This is a genomic window from Brevundimonas sp. GW821-FHT02A10 (assembly GCF_059422025.1).
Window position 1 is genome coordinate 343,262 of sequence record NZ_JBWKWC010000004.1, and the last position, 14,207, is coordinate 357,468.

A 14,207-nucleotide genomic window follows, 5' to 3' on the forward strand; every position below is an offset into this window, starting at 1 on the left:
GATGACCAGCCGCGCCCCTCAGACCGTCGGCGCCACGTCCTCAGTGGTCGGGCGGATCGGGCTGACGTCGATGCGGCCGCCGCAGGGGGTGAAGGCCTGGGCGAAGGTGATGAAGTTGCTGTCTCCGGGGGCCGTGAAGCGCACCGTCGCCGCGCTGGGGCAAACCCGCTCGCCCGCGCCTTCGTTCGGCACGACCGTCCAGGCGAGGTCGAAATAGCCCTTGGCCTGGGGCGGCAGATTGACCGGACGCGGGGCCATGCCGCCGCTCAGATAGCTGCCCGGATGCTGGTCGATCTTGATCGGGGTCAGGCTGCGGCCACGTCCGTCCAGCAGAGTCACGGTCGGATAGCCGGTCAGGCTGCAGGCCTGGGTCCCGATATTCTGGACGCCCAAGGTCGCAAGACGATGGCCCATACCCGCGTCGCCGCCATCGGCCGAGAGCTTCAGCTGGTTGGTCTTGCACGGCAGGGCGGCGGGCAGGACGCCGCCGGGGGCCGGCGTCGCCGGTTGCGTCGGGCCGACCGGGGTGTCAACGCCCGAGGCCGGACGGCTGCAACGCTCCAGAATGGCGACGCCCACGTCCTGATTGGGGCCGAGGCGGCTGAGGGTGGCAGTCTCCTGACCGTCACGCGTGGCGGTCCACCATTCGACGCCCGAACCGGCGTAGCGCGCGCCGCTGGCCGCCTGGACCGTGCGCAGGGTGTAGGTCTGGCCGTTGTAGCCGATCTGGGCCGTCGAAGTGTCGGGGTACTGGACCACCACCGTCTTGCCGCTCTCGCAGGCATACCCGATCGGCGGGGCGGGAGGCGTCTGGACCGGCGTCGGCGCCGGGGCCTGCGGCTGGGCCGGAGGCGCGGCGGCCTCGCGAGAGCAACCCGCCATCAGGGCGGCGACAGCGACGAGAGCAGTAGCGGTCTTGGCGGCGCGTTGGGTCATGACGGTCCTCGGTTCGGCGAGGTTAACGTCGTTCTGCCTCAAAGGCTCCGCTTGAGGTTCATGGCGGCGTCGGCGCCGATATGGGCCACGCCCTGGCTGGCGGCGATCTCCACCTGCCGGTGCCGTTCTGCATAGGCGCGGCGCTGTTCCTCGGTGCGGTCCTCGTGGCAAGCCTCGCAGGAGACGCCGTCGACATAGAGGGGTGACAGCCGCCCCTCCGGACTGACCGGCATCCGGCAGCCCCGGCAGAGGCTGTGGGTCCCCTGCTCCAGCCCGTGACCGACCGCGACCCGCTCGTCGAAGACGAAGCATTCGCCGCGCCACAGGCTCTCGGCCTCGGGAATGTCCTCCAGATAGCGCAGGATGCCGCCCTCCAGATGATGGACGTCCTCAATGCCCTCGGCCTTAAGGAAGGCCGTGGCCTTCTCGCAGCGGATGCCTCCGGTGCAATACATGGCGACCTTGGGCGGCGTCGGACCCTCGAACAGCCCCCTGCCCTCGCCCCGGACCCAGGCGGGAAAGTCGCGGAAGCTGCGGGTATTGGGCTGGATCGCGCCTTCGAAGGCCCCGACCGCGGCCTCATAGTCATTGCGGGTGTCGATTACGATGGTCGCCGGATCGGCGATCAGGGCGTTCCAGTCCTGTGCGGAGACATAGGTCCCGGCGTCGGTCAGAGGATCGATGTCCGGCTCGCCCATGGTCACGATCTCGGCCTTGATCCGCACCTTCAGCCGATGGAAGGGCGGCTCGGTCGCCGTCGAATACTTCAGCTCCAGCCGGTCGAAGCCCGGCAGGGCATGGATCGCGGCGATGACCCCGGCGACGCCCGCCTCGGTCCCCGCGATGGTCCCGTTCAGCCCCTCGTGCGCAACGAGCAAGGTGCCGCGCACGCCATTGGCCGCACAGACCGCCTCCAGCCGATCGCGCACGCCCTCGCGGTCCGCGATGCGGGCGAAGCGGTAGAGGGCGGCGACGGTATAGGGGGAGGTCTCGGAACGCATCGGCGGCTTATAGTCCGCACCCGCCGCCTGTGCCAAAACATCGCAGCGACTCTGTTCCCCCGTAGAGATTCCCGATGACCGTTCGTCCGATGCGCACCCTGCTCCCCCTGATGTCCGGCGCGCTCATCGCGACCCTGATGGCCACGGGAGCGGCGGCCCAGACACCCGCGACCGCATCGACCAACACCTACGACCCGCTGAAGACCTTCGCGCCGCTGTCCCTGCCCGATCCTGCCGGAACCCTCCGCACCGGCGCCGGCACGCCCGGTCCGGCCTGGTGGCAGAACCGCGTCGACTATTCGATCGAGGCCCGGCTTGACCCGACGGCGAAGACGCTCGGCGGTCAGGAAGTCGTGACCTACACGAACAACAGCCCCGACACGCTCGACATCCTCTGGTTCCAGATGGACCAGAACCTCTATCGCACCGACAGCCGCGCCGGCGCCTTCTCGGGCCGCAAGTCACGTGGATCGACCGACGGCTATGTCGTCGAGGCGGTCGAGGTGAAGTCGGGCCGCAACTGGGTCGCCGTCCCGCACCTGATCGACGACACCCGGATGCGGGTCACCTTGCCCGCACCGTTGGCGCCGTCTGGCGGCAAGGTCGAGGTGCGGGTGCGCTATCACTACACCGTCCCGTCCGACGATTTCGGCGGCCGCACCGGCTGGCTGACCACGCCGAACGGCGACATCTTCAGCATCGCCCAGTGGTATCCCCGGCTTCAGGTCTATGACGACCTGCGCGGCTGGGACACGCTGCCGTACCTGGCCAATGAGTTCTATCTGGAATACGGCGCCTTCGACTATGCGATCACTGTCCCGGACGACATGATCGTCGCCGGTTCGGGCGCCCTGACCAACCCCACCGAAGTCCTCAGCGCCGACCAACGCGCCCGTCTGGCCCAGGCGCAAGCCAGCGCCACGACCGTCGTCATCCGCACGCCGGAAGAGGTGGCCTCCGCCAAGGCCCCGACCGGTGAGAAGACGTGGCGCTTCCACATGGATCACACCCGCGACGTGGCGTTCAGCGCCTCGCGCGCCTTCGTGTGGGACGCGGCACGCATCGACTTGCCCGGCGGCAAGACGGCGCTGGCCCAGTCCGTCTATCCGGTTGAGAGCGTCGGTCAGGACAAATGGAGCCGCTCGACCGAATACCTCAAGCACGCGGTGGAGACCTTCTCCGGCTGGTATCCCTATCCTTGGCCCAATGCGATCAACGTCGCAGGTCCGGCCTCGGGCATGGAATATCCGGGCATCGTCTTCGATGGCATCGAGGACGCCGGAAAGACCCTGTTCTGGATCACGGCCCACGAGATCGGCCACAGCTGGTTCCCGATGATCGTCGGCTTCGACGAACGCCGCCATGCCTGGATGGACGAGGGCTTCAACACCTTCATCGACGTTTATGAATCCGACGCCTTCGAGAACGGCGTCTACGGGCCCAAGCGCGACGGCGAATATGCGCCGAAGGACGGGACGCCTGCCGACCAGATGGCGGTGATCATGGACGATCAGGCCGCGCCGGTGATCATGACCCGCGCCGACGCCATTCAGGAAAAGTACCGCCACCCGATCACCTATTTCAAATCGGCGTTCGGCCTGACCCTGTTGCGCGAGGACATCCTAGGCCCGGATCGCTTCGACCCGGCCTTCCGCAAATTCATCGCCGACTGGGCCTTCAAGCATCCGCAGCCCAGCGACTTCTTCCGCGCCATGGAGAGCGCGGGCGGCGACGATCTGTCGTGGTTCTGGAACGGCTGGTACTTGAACAACTGGCGCAACGATCTGGCGGTGACCTCGGTCGCCTATACCGGCGGAGATAACGCCAGGGGCGTCGACGTCACGCTCGAGAACCGAGATCAGCTGGTCCTGCCGGCGACCCTGCGGGTAGCGTACGCCGACGGGACCCATGCCGATCTGCGCGTCCCGGTCGAGACCTGGATGCAGCGCGGCTCACACGTCTTCCACTTCGACGGAACAGGCGACGTGGCCTCGGCGACGGTCGATCCCGACCACCGCCTGCCCGACCGCGACCGGTCGAATAACGAGGGCAAACCGGCGGCCTAACGGCCCGCGATCGGAAGCGTCACCTCGAAGGTCGCGCCGGTAGACGAGGGCGTCAGCCGGATCGAGGCCCGGTTGGCGGCCAGCAGGGAGACGGCGATGGACAGGCCCAACCCTGCCCCGCCCTCGCTGCGTTTCGAGGTGAAGAAGGGTTCGAACACCCGGTCGGCGTCGCCTGGCGGCACCCCCGGCCCGTCGTCGGCCACGGTCAGGATCAGACTGCGATCCTCGCTGCGGGCGGTGATGGCGACCCGCGTCGCCCCCGCCTGACGGCTGTTTTCCAGCAGGGTCGAGACCAGCATCTCCAGCGTCGCCGGCGGCACAGCGACCGGCGGCGGGTCATTGAGATCGACGGCGATCTCCAGATCCCCGGCCCGGGCGTCAACGGCCTTGGACACGGCGGGGAACACATCGACGGCCAGATTGGCGTCCGGCCGCGCCATATCGGCCCGCGCCAGGTCCAGCAGCCGTGTCACGAGCCCGGCCAGACGCCGCGCATCGGCGGCGATATTGTCGAGGAAGCGTCTGCGCTGCGCCGTCTCCATGGTCTCGCCGTGGTCCTGCAGCAGCTCGACCGCGCCCTGGATCCCGGCCAGCGGCGTCTTGAACTCATGGCTGACGGCGGCGGCGAAGTCCCTGAGATAGCGGGAACGCCGGTCCACCGCCTCGGCCATCAGGCTGAAGTCCTCATAGAGGGTGCGGATCTCGACCGCCGAGGTCGCGGGCGCCGGCGGCAGGGTTCCGCCCCCGGTCGTCACTTCTCGCGCCGCCTCGCTGAGCTTCTCGATCGGCCGGGCTATGCCGCGCGCGACCAGCACCGCCAGCACGGCGATGACGCTGAGGGTGCCGAGGATGCCGAGGGCGATCTTGATCCGGTCCTGATAGACGCCCTTGAACAGCGCCCGCGGCGACCGAGAAGTCAGGATCACCCCCCTCACCTGACCGTTCACGACGATGGGGCGGGCGTGATGGATTCTCAGACCCGAGGCCCGGCTCAGCCATTCCATCGAATAGCGCGGATGATAGTCGGCGTTGCGACGCAGCACCGTCCAGGGCCGCCCCGCCAGCGCCGACCGCACCTCCGGCAGATCGGCCCAACTGCCGCCCCTCGCATAGCCGTCGACGACCACGCCCTGCCGATCCAGCAGGATGATGGAGGCCAGGGTCGTGCGGGCGGTCTCGTCGGCGATCGGCTGCAGGCGCGCGTTCAGGGCGACGGCTTGCGGGTCGGGCGGCGGCGCCGACCGCGCCTCGGGCCGGGCGGGCAGGACGGGGGTCGACCCCAGATCGATGGTCGCCCCTTCGGGCTGGTACCAGCCGGGCTCAAGCCTCTGCTCCGGTGTCGCGGCGATCAGGACCGCGCCCGGCCACAGCGCCTCCGCCGTCGCCGACAGGGCCGCCGTCTGGGCGATCAGCTCCGACTCCGTCTGGCGCACCAGGGTGTTCTCATAGACGCGCAGGAAGACGCCCACGAGGCCCGGCAGGATGGCCGCGAACATCAGGACCGACAGCAGGATCGTCCGCAGCCTCAGCGCCGGCCAGTGCGCACGCAGCCAGTCCAGCGCGCGATGAATCACGCCGCCCCGCCCATGCACGGCCCGATCTGATAGCCGATGCCCGCCCGCGTCTCGATGACATCGCTACCGCCCACCGCCTCGAACTTGGCGCGCAGGTTGCGGACGTGGCTGTCGATGGTGCGATCGGTCATGGCGAAGCCCGGCCCGTGCACCCGGTCGATGATGGCGTCACGGCTGAACACCATGCGCGGCGCCTCGGCCAGCACCCTCAGGATGGCGAACTCGGTCACCGTCAGCGACACATCGGCGCCGTTCCAGCCTGCGCGCCAGCCCTCCCCGTCCAGCGTCAGCCGCCCGTGCGCCACCGCGTTGGTCGGCAAGGGCGGCGGCGTCCGCGAAACCCGGCGCAGGATGGCCGCGACCCGCGCCACCACCTCACGCGGGCTGAAGGGTTTGGTCACATAGTCGTCGGCGCCCAGCTCGATGCCCAGGATGCGGTCGATCTCCTCGTCCCGTGAGGACAGGAACAGCACCGGCAGATCGCCCTCGGCCCGGATGCGCCGGCAGGTCTCGATCCCGTCCATGCGCGGCATGTTGATGTCCAGGATGACCAGATCCGACCGGTGCGCCTGCAGATCGACCAGCGCGGCCTCCCCGTCGGCGGCCTGACGCGTGGCCAGACCCGCCTTCTGCAGGGCGAAGACCAGAAGGTCACGGATGTGGGGGTCGTCATCGACCACCAGGACGGTACGCTGCATGATCCCCATGTTCAGTGTCCTGCGTTCGAGGTCAACGGGGCGATGGTCGCAACCGTGGGAGGCGGCGCAGTGAGAACGACCGGGGGCGGCGTGAGGACGACCGGCGGGAGCGGCGGCGGGATGGGCTCCCCGTCGCAATCTCTCGGCAGCGGGCCGAGGTCCGGTTTCTCCCATCCAACCAGCGACTGGGCTTTCGCCAGCCGCCGCGCATCGCGCCAGGTCCAGCCCCGCCAGTGCGCCTGCCGGTCCATGACCGTCTGCTGCGCCTGCCAGCGCGCTGAGGCTATCCGCGCCTTGAACAGCGGCTCCTGCGTCGCCTGCTCCAGCTCGGCCAGGGACACCAAGCCCGCCGGCCCCAGCTTGCGCATGTAGCAGAGGTCGAGATAGGCCCCCTTGCCGTCCACCTCGGCCGCGTGCCGCACATTCCAGGCCGCCACCGCGGGTCCCAGATTCACCGTCCCGACGCCCGCCAGCACCGTCAGTGTCGTCAAGAGATTGGCGGTGATCAGCCAATGGCCGCTGAGGTTTCGCATCAGCCGCCAGCAGATCAGCAGCAGGCCGACGCCCACCAGCACCATCCAGATCATCGCCGCCAGCCGCAGCCGGGTCAGGGAGAAGACTTCCACATAGTCCACCGTGCGCAGCAGGCTGGAGGCCACCAGCAGCATGTTCTGCGCCACCCAGACCATGACCAGCGCCCGTACCACCGGCCGGTTCGCCGTCTCCGAGCCCGGCCTCAGGGTGATCAGGACGAAGGTCCCGGCCAGCAGGGCCGTGAGGATCAGCGACCAGGCGCCGCGATGGGCGTAGGAGGCCAAGGTCATCCCGCCTGGCAGCGGCGCCCCGCTCCACAGGAAGGCGATATCGAGCGCATTCTGAAGCGCGAACAACACGTTGAAGACGATCAGCGACAGGGTCACTGACGCCGTACTGACTCCCGGCAAGGCGCGCTCGCCCAGTGACGGCAAGGACAACAGTTTGCGCCGCCAGCGTGGCCGCAGCGCCGCCCATGCCGACACCGCCACCAGACTGCAGAAGATCGTCCGCACCACGGTCTCGACCGACAGAGCCGGCGGCCTCAACCGGGACAGGGCGTCGGAAATCAGCGGGTTGGCGGCCGCGAACAAGGCAAGAAAGACCAGACCGCCCCACAGCGGCACGGCGATGAGGGCGACTGCCTTCATGATCGAACCTGTCCGGGCCATGCCGCGCCGACGCCGGGCCAACAGCTTGCGGACCAAGTCGATCAGGGGCCCAACGGCGGCAACGGCGACATGGATCACCAGCCTCTGTCCCCAGCGCCAACCCGGCTCCCCCCGCGCGACTCGCGCCGACAACACCGCGACCGTGACGGCCAGGGCATAGAGCCCCCACACCAGCAGGCTGGGCCGATCGACCATCGCCAGCGCCAGCAGGGCCGCCAGCACCAGGGCGACGGCAGCCCTCGGATCCCGCAGCAGTCCCGGCCGCGCCAGCCAGACACCCGCGATCCCGATCAGGGCGAAAACCCCGACCGTCGCTCCGGGCCGATGGGCGAAGAACAGTTGGTCGGCCAGGACGACGAAGGCCGCGGCGACGGCCGCCTTCATCACCAGTGTGGCGCGGATGGATGTCATCGAGAGCTCTCCGTGTCAGGAGGCCCCAGACTGCGCTCGCCTCGTCAGCGGCGGTTGGCGTGGATCGGGAGATGTGAAGGATGAGCCGTGCAGAAGCTGTGCAGACTGCAACCGGTCATGGTCGGGCCCAGCGCAGCGATTGCGCCGAGGCCTCTGTGGGGTAATGTCCCCGCCTCAGGAAAAGGACTGTTTGCATATGCGTCTTCGCTCTGTCTCCCTCGCCGCCCTTCTTGCCGTGATCGCGCCCGCCGCGCCGGTGCTGGCCCAAACCTCGATCGCCCCCGCCGCCGCGGCCCTGGCCACGTCCGCCCAGGCCCCGGAGCTGCAGGCCGCGCCGGTCTCGGCCCTGGTGTCCGAGGTCAACATCCCGTGGAAGCGCTTCACCCTGGACAATGGCCTGACGGTCATCGTGCATGAGGATCACAAGGCCCCCGTCGTCGCCGTTTCCGTCTGGTACAATGTCGGCTCCAAGGACGAGCCCGCCGGTTCGACCGGCTTCGCTCACCTGTTCGAACACCTGATGTTCGGCGGCTCGGAAAATGCCCCGGGCAGCTATCTCGGCCGGATGCGCAACCTCGGCCCGTCGAACCTGAACGGCACGACCTGGTTCGACCGCACCAACTATTTCGAGACCGTCCCCACGCCGGCGCTGGAACAGGCCCTGTTCCTCGAGAGCGACCGCATGGGCTATCTGCTCGGCGCCCTGGGTCAGGACACCCTCGATCTGCAACGCGGCGTCGTCCAGAACGAGAAGCGTCAGGGCGACAACCAGCCCTACGGCCTGTTCGAATACGCCCAGCTGGAAGCCCTCTTCCCCGAAGGCCACCCCTACCGCCACTCGACCATTGGCTCGATGGCCGACCTCGACGCCGCCAGCCTCGAGACCGTGCGCAACTGGTTCCGCGACAACTACGGCCCGAACAACGCCATCGTCGTCCTGTCGGGCGACATCGACGAGACCAAGGCCCGCACCCTGACCCAGCGCTATTTCGGCGCCATCCCGCGCGGTCCGGTCAACACCCCGGCCGAGGCGCCGGTGCCGACCCTGGCCGCCCCGATCGTGGCCACCATGCATGACCGCGTCGCCAACACCCGCCTGACCCGCAGCTGGGCCGTGCCCGGTCTGACCAGCGATGACGCCGTGCCCCTGTCGGTCGCGGCCCAGGTCCTGGGCGGCCTCGCCTCATCGCGCCTCGACACCCAGCTGGTGCGCGGCGAACAGACGGCGGTCTCGGTCTCCTCGTCCCTGCAGGACTTCCACCGCATCGGCATCTTCGAGATCTCGGTCGATGTGAAGCCTGGTCAGGACGCCGCCGCCGTGGGCCGTCAGCTCGACGCCATCGTCGCCGACTACATTGCCAAGGGCCCGACCGACGAAGAAGTCGCTCGCGTCGCCACTCAATATGTGTCGCGCGTCGTCCAGAGCCTGGAGCAGGTCAACGGCAAGGCCAACGTCCTGGCCGAAGGTCAGCTCTATTCGGGCGATCCGGACCACTACAAGAAGGAGCTGGCCGAATACGCCTCGGTCACCCCGGCCCAGGTGACGGCCGCCATGCAGCACTGGCTGACCCGCCCGGTCTTCGACATGACCATCGCCCCCGGCGAGCGTGAACCCTATGCCGAAGCCGCGGCCGACAAGCCCGCTCCGATCCCGGCCGCCGAGATCCAGCGCGTCGCCCGCGACCCGATGCCGGCCATCGGCCAGGTGCCGGATCTGGTCTTCCCGGCCGTCGAGCGCGTGACGCTCTCGAACGGCATCAAGGTGGTCTACGCCCACGTCGACACCGTGCCCGTGACCAAGGTCGCCGTGGAGTTCAACGCCGGCTACGCCGCCGACGCCGCCGATCACCTCGGCGCCCAGGCCATGATGCTGGACCTGCTGGACGAGGGCACCACCACCCGCGACGCCAACCAGTTGGCCGAAGAAAAGGAACGGCTGGGCACGGCCATCAACGTCGGCGCCTCCATGGACCGGACCTCGGCCGACCTGTCGACCGTGACCGCCAACCTGACGCCGTCCCTGACGCTGCTGGCCGATGTGGTCCGCAACCCGGCCTTCGCCCCGGCGGAGATCGAGCGAGTTCGCGCCCAGCGCCTGTCGGCCCTGGCCAGCGAGCGCACCAACCCGGGCGCCATCGCCGCCCGCGCCCTGCCGCCGATCCTCTACGGCGCCGACAGCCCCTATGGCCGCTCCTTCACCGGAACGGGCGACGACAAGACCATCACGGCCCTGAGCCGCGACGATCTGGTCGCCACCCACGACGCCTGGATCCGCCCGGACAACGCGACCATCTTCGTGGTGTCCGACCTGCCCTTGGCCCAGGTCACACCGCAGCTCGAGACCGCCTTCGGCGACTGGCGCGCCCCGGCGATCGCCAAGGGGGTGAAGACCTTCTCCAACACCGTCCCGGCGCCGACCAACCGCATCGTCCTGATCGACCGTCCGCAGTCGCCGCAGTCGCTGATCTACGGCGGTGCGGTCCTGCCGCTGTCGGGCACGGACGATCTGCTGGCCCTGAACGCCGCCAACGTCACCCTGGGTTCGGACTTCCTGTCGCGGATCAACTCGGACCTGCGCGAGACCAAGGGCTGGTCCTATGGCGTGCGCGGCACCGTCAACCAGCTCGAGCACCGCATCCCCTACATCGTCAACGCCCCGGTCCAGTCGAACCGCACGGGCGAGTCGGTCGCGGCCCTGATCGCCCAGTACGATCGCTTCCTCGAGACCGACGGCGTCACGCCGCAGGAGCTGGAGCGGACCATCAACGGCAACACCCGTCAGCTGGCGGGCAGCTATGAGACCTCGGCCCAGATCCTCGGCGCCCTGCGGGCCAACGCCCTTTACGGCCGTCCGGACGACTATCAGACCACCCTGTCCAGCCGCACCCGCGCCCTCAGCGCCGCCCAGTTGGACGCCTCGGCGCGTCAGGTTATCCACCCCGACCAGTTCGTCTGGGTCGTGGTCGGCGACGCCTCCGTCGTGAAGCCCCAGCTCGACGCCCTCGGCCTGCCCGTCGAGGTCCGTTCGGCGCAGTAAAGGCGACGTCTTGCCGCCGTCGTTTCCGGGTCAGTCCGGGAGCGACGGCGCGCGAGGCAGTGGATCGGTTCAAACGCATAACGCCCCGCTGATTACTCGGCGGGGCGTTTTCACGCCTGTGCGGCGGGTCACGGCGTCCGCTCAGCTCTCCGGGCGGATCACCAGCAATTCGAAGCTGCCCGGCGCCATAGTCGCCCGATGGCCCTCGACAGCGGGCGTGAACAGGGCCGTCGGGATGAAGGCGTCGCCGGTCACAGGATCCAGGGCGATGGTGCGGCCGCCGCTGCGGGTCGGCAGGGTCTGGACCAGGGTGGCGTCGCCGTTCGCGATCTGGAGCACCGACAGGGTGGCGGTCTCGCCCGACGGGATCAGGGCGCGCTTGCGGTTCGGGTCCCAAGCCACGCCGTCAGCACCGTCGCCGATCGCGATCGTGCGCACGGTCGCTCCGGTCGAGGCCCGGACCAGATCGGCGACGCCGTCGCAGGCGACGATCAGCAGGTCCTCGCCGGTCGCATAGGCGATGCCCGTCGGGCCTTCGCAACCCGGCAGGGCGTAGCGGCCAGTCACCGTCCGTCCCGCGATATCCACGACGGCGATCTCGTTCCTGTCCTCGACATTGACGTAGGCGTGACCCTGACCGTCGAGAGCGGCGGCCTCCAGCGCCCCGCCCACTTCGATGCGGCCGAGCGACTGGTGGGTGCGGCTGTCGATCACGTCGATCTGGCCCCCGCGATGGTCCATGACCAGCACCGTCCCCGACGCGGTGTCCACGGCGACAGCGTCCGGCCCCTGCCCCGTCGGGACCGTGGCGATGGGCGAGCCGTTGCTGGCGTCGACGAAGACCGCGCTGGCGGTGTCGCCGTTGGTGATCAGGATTTCCGAGCCGCCGTTGACAGTCAGGGCCGCATGGCCCCGCGCCGCCGGTTCGATGACCACGCCTGCGCCGCCCGCTCCGAGATCGAAGGCGTCGACGGCGGTCGAGCGGGCGACCAGCACGCGGTTCCGCGCGGCGTCGAAGCTGGCGTAGTCCCAGCCCCCGTCGGGTCCGGGCAGGTGCGCCGTGATGTGATAGCCGGGCGCGGGGCTTTCGGCGGAGGCGGCGCCGCTGGCCAGCAGGCCGGCGGCGGTCAGGACGGCAAGAACGATCCGGGACATTGGAACTCTCTCAGGCGGGGGGAAGAAGGTTTGAGGGCATCGGCACGGTCAGGGAGACCGCCAGGCCGGGATGACGATTGGCGATCCGCAACGGGACGCCGTGCAGGGTGGCGATGGCCGAGACCATCGAAAGCCCCAGACCCGATCCGACCGTGTGGCGGCTGCGGTCCAGTCGGTAGAAGCGGCGTGTCAGATTGGCGAGTTCGGCCTCGGGGGCGCCGGGACCGTTGTCGGTGACGGTGACCGTCGCCTCGCCCGCATATCTGTGAACGGAGACGGTGATGGCCGTGCCCGGAGCGCCATGGGTCAGGGCGTTGTCGATCAGGCTGGCGACGGCCTGGGCCAGAAGGGCGCTGTCGCCCTCGACCACCGCCTCCGGGTCAGAGATGAGGCTCAGGGTCCAGCCGGCCTCGTCGGCCGCGGGCTGATAGGCCTCGACCACCTCGGCCACCGTGGGAACGAGGTCGAAGACGGCGAAGCGGCGGCTGGTCCCGCCCTCGATCTGGGCCAGACGCAGCAGGGCGGCGAAGATCTCGAGCAGACGGTCCGTTTCGCCGACCGCATCGGTCAGGAGGTCGTCGCGCGCCTCGACCGGAGCGGCCTGGGCGTCTTCCAGCCGGTTGCGCAGACGGGTCAGGGGTGTGCGCAGGTCATGGGCCACGTCTGCCGAGACCTGGCGGATCGCCTCCATGGCGCTCTCCAGCCGCTCCAGCATGGCGTTCAGGGTGTCGGCCAGGTCGTCGAACTCGCGCCCGATGCCCAGCGACGGCAGGCGCTCGCTGAGGTCGCCGCTCATCACCCGTCCTGCCGCGTCGGTGACGCCCTTCAGGCGGCGCAGCAGCACCGCCCCCGCCGCCGCTCCGCCGATCAGGGCCAGCAGGACGATGACCAGACCGCCGATGATGGCCAGCCGGTGCAGCCACTGCCGCAGTTCCTCCAGCGCATAGGTGTCGCGGCCGACGGCGATGAAGGTGCCGTCCCGAGCCCGGTCGGTCAGGACGATGACCTCGATGTCGCTGCTGTCGACCGACTCATCCTCCTCGGCGACCATCGGCAGATGGATGCTGGCCTCGCCCCGGATCTGTTCGACCGACGCCGGGAGACCGGCCGCCAGCCTTTCGCCGGACGGAGTGACGACGAGATAGCTGAACCGCTCGGGCTGGCCGCCCGCGACATGCTCCTTCAGGGACGCGATCAGGGCCGGCCCGCCCTCGGCGTTGGCGTCGGCGACCAGCACCGCGACCTGGTCGCGCAGGGCGTCACGCGCCGTTTCCTCGGCGAAGCGGCCGACGGCGATGTCGAGCACCAGCAACAGCACGGCTGTCCCGAGGCCGAACACCGCCGCGAAGACGATGGCCATGCGGAAGGTAGTGGTCTGCCAGAGTTTGGCGGGGGCTCTATTCCGGTTCATCGAGCACATATCCCACACCCCGCAGGGTGCGGATAAGTTCCACGTCGAAACCGCGGTCGACCTTGGACCTCAGGCGGCTGACATGGGCGTCGACGATGTTGGTGCGTGGGTCGAAATGGAAGCCCCACAGGCTTTCCAGCAGCATGGTGCGGGTGACGGTCTCGCCGACCCGACGCGCCAGGAACTCCAGCAGCTTGTACTCCTGCGGCGTCAGCTCGATGCGCTTGTCCGCCCGGGTCACCTTGCGGCGGCGGGTGTCGATGGACAGGTCGGCGATGCGGATGACATCGTTCTGGCTGGTCAGGGGCGGACGGCGGACCAGGGCGTTCAGCCGGGCCAGCAGCTCGCTGAAGGCGAAGGGCTTGACCAGATAGTCGTCGGCCCCGCCTTCAAGTCCCGAGACCCGGTCCTCGATCGAGCCCAGTGCGGTCAGCACCAGCACCGGGGCGTTGATCCCCTCGGCGCGCAACAGGCCGATGGCCTCCAGCCCCGACCGGCCCGGCAGCATCCGGTCCATGACGATGACGTCGTGGGCGCCAGCCATGCCGATCTGGACGCCTTCGTCGCCGGTCTTCGCCACATCGACGGTGTGACCGGTCTCGACCAGACCGCGCGCGATGAAGGACGCGGTGCGTTCATCGTCCTCGACGACCAGCACTTTCACGACTGAGGCTCCCGGTTCATGGCCGGACATGATCACGAAGGCGGCGTGT

The 14,207-nt window shown here is 69.1% G+C and carries 10 protein-coding genes; 2 read left to right on the forward strand and 8 right to left on the reverse strand.

All coding sequences use genetic code 11. The features are described from left to right. Positions 1-18: 18 nt before the first annotated feature. Together AC07U0_RS13660 and trhO are read right to left on the reverse strand one after the other, a co-directional pair. Positions 19-936, reverse strand: a complete 918-nt coding sequence (locus AC07U0_RS13660; protein ID WP_494720553.1) for a DUF4232 domain-containing protein — start codon at positions 934-936, stop codon at positions 19-21. Between the two features lie 38 nt (positions 937-974). Continuing rightward, positions 975-1,937 carry an oxygen-dependent tRNA uridine(34) hydroxylase TrhO gene (gene trhO, locus AC07U0_RS13665; protein ID WP_494720554.1) on the reverse strand — a complete coding sequence of 321 codons (963 nt, stop codon included), beginning with the start codon at positions 1,935-1,937 and terminating at the stop codon, positions 975-977. A gap of 74 nt (positions 1,938-2,011) precedes the next feature. Between trhO and AC07U0_RS13670 the strand changes: the two genes are divergently transcribed. Then, positions 2,012-4,003: a M1 family metallopeptidase gene (locus AC07U0_RS13670; protein ID WP_494720555.1), complete on the forward strand. Its 1,992-nt coding sequence runs from the start codon at positions 2,012-2,014 to the stop codon at positions 4,001-4,003. Here the strand turns inward: AC07U0_RS13670 and AC07U0_RS13675 are convergent. Genes AC07U0_RS13675 through AC07U0_RS13685 form a run of 3 tightly spaced genes read right to left on the reverse strand, consistent with a single transcriptional unit; the run spans position 4,000 to position 7,891 of the window. Next, positions 4,000-5,577, reverse strand: coding sequence for a sensor histidine kinase (locus tag AC07U0_RS13675; RefSeq protein ID WP_494720556.1), 1,578 nt, complete (start codon positions 5,575-5,577; stop codon positions 4,000-4,002). The genes AC07U0_RS13670 and AC07U0_RS13675 overlap by 4 nt on opposite strands. Then, complete coding sequence (locus AC07U0_RS13680; protein ID WP_494720557.1) at positions 5,574-6,275, reverse strand: response regulator; 702 nt, start codon at positions 6,273-6,275, stop codon at positions 5,574-5,576. Before AC07U0_RS13680 ends, AC07U0_RS13675 begins: the two co-directional genes overlap by 4 nt. An 11-nt stretch (positions 6,276-6,286) precedes the next feature. Then, positions 6,287-7,891: a DUF4153 domain-containing protein gene (locus tag AC07U0_RS13685; protein ID WP_494720558.1), complete on the reverse strand. Its 1,605-nt coding sequence runs from the start codon at positions 7,889-7,891 to the stop codon at positions 6,287-6,289. A gap of 196 nt (positions 7,892-8,087) precedes the next feature. On the opposite strand from AC07U0_RS13685, the gene AC07U0_RS13690 reads away from it, so the two are divergent. Then, positions 8,088-10,928 (forward strand): M16 family metallopeptidase, encoded by a 2,841-nt coding sequence (locus AC07U0_RS13690; RefSeq protein WP_494720559.1) that lies wholly within the window; start codon positions 8,088-8,090, stop codon positions 10,926-10,928. A gap of 141 nt (positions 10,929-11,069) precedes the next feature. Here the strand turns inward: AC07U0_RS13690 and AC07U0_RS13695 are convergent, their stop codons facing one another. Genes AC07U0_RS13695 through AC07U0_RS13705 form a run of 3 tightly spaced genes read right to left on the reverse strand, consistent with a single transcriptional unit; the run spans position 11,070 to position 14,158 of the window. After that, entirely contained in the window at positions 11,070-12,083 is a 1,014-nt protein-coding gene (locus tag AC07U0_RS13695; protein WP_494720560.1) for a YncE family protein, read from the reverse strand. A 10-nt stretch (positions 12,084-12,093) separates the two neighbouring features. Continuing rightward, entirely contained in the window at positions 12,094-13,494 is a 1,401-nt protein-coding gene (locus AC07U0_RS13700; RefSeq protein ID WP_494720561.1) for a sensor histidine kinase, read from the reverse strand. Continuing rightward, on the reverse strand, positions 13,481-14,158 hold the full coding sequence (locus tag AC07U0_RS13705) for a winged helix-turn-helix domain-containing protein (protein ID WP_494720562.1): 678 nt from the start codon (positions 14,156-14,158) through the stop codon (positions 13,481-13,483). Before AC07U0_RS13705 ends, AC07U0_RS13700 begins: the two co-directional genes overlap by 14 nt. Positions 14,159-14,207: the final 49 nt, after the last annotated feature.

What these genes read in the sequence shown, in the direction of transcription:
- trhO (WP_494720554.1), bottom strand. Translation starts at nt 1,937, where the DNA reads ATGCGTTCCGAGACCTCCCCCTATACCGTCGCCGCCCTCTACCGCTTC.
- AC07U0_RS13680 (WP_494720557.1), bottom strand. Translation starts at nt 6,275, where the DNA reads ATGCAGCGTACCGTCCTGGTGGTCGATGACGACCCCCACATCCGTGAC.
- AC07U0_RS13700 (WP_494720561.1), bottom strand. Translation starts at nt 13,494, where the DNA reads ATGAACCGGAATAGAGCCCCCGCCAAACTCTGGCAGACCACTACCTTC.
- AC07U0_RS13695 (WP_494720560.1), bottom strand. Translation starts at nt 12,083, where the DNA reads ATGTCCCGGATCGTTCTTGCCGTCCTGACCGCCGCCGGCCTGCTGGCC.
- AC07U0_RS13660 (WP_494720553.1), bottom strand. Translation starts at nt 936, where the DNA reads ATGACCCAACGCGCCGCCAAGACCGCTACTGCTCTCGTCGCTGTCGCC.
- AC07U0_RS13685 (WP_494720558.1), bottom strand. Translation starts at nt 7,891, where the DNA reads ATGACATCCATCCGCGCCACACTGGTGATGAAGGCGGCCGTCGCCGCG.
- AC07U0_RS13670 (WP_494720555.1), top strand. Translation starts at nt 2,012, where the DNA reads ATGACCGTTCGTCCGATGCGCACCCTGCTCCCCCTGATGTCCGGCGCG.
- AC07U0_RS13690 (WP_494720559.1), top strand. Translation starts at nt 8,088, where the DNA reads ATGCGTCTTCGCTCTGTCTCCCTCGCCGCCCTTCTTGCCGTGATCGCG.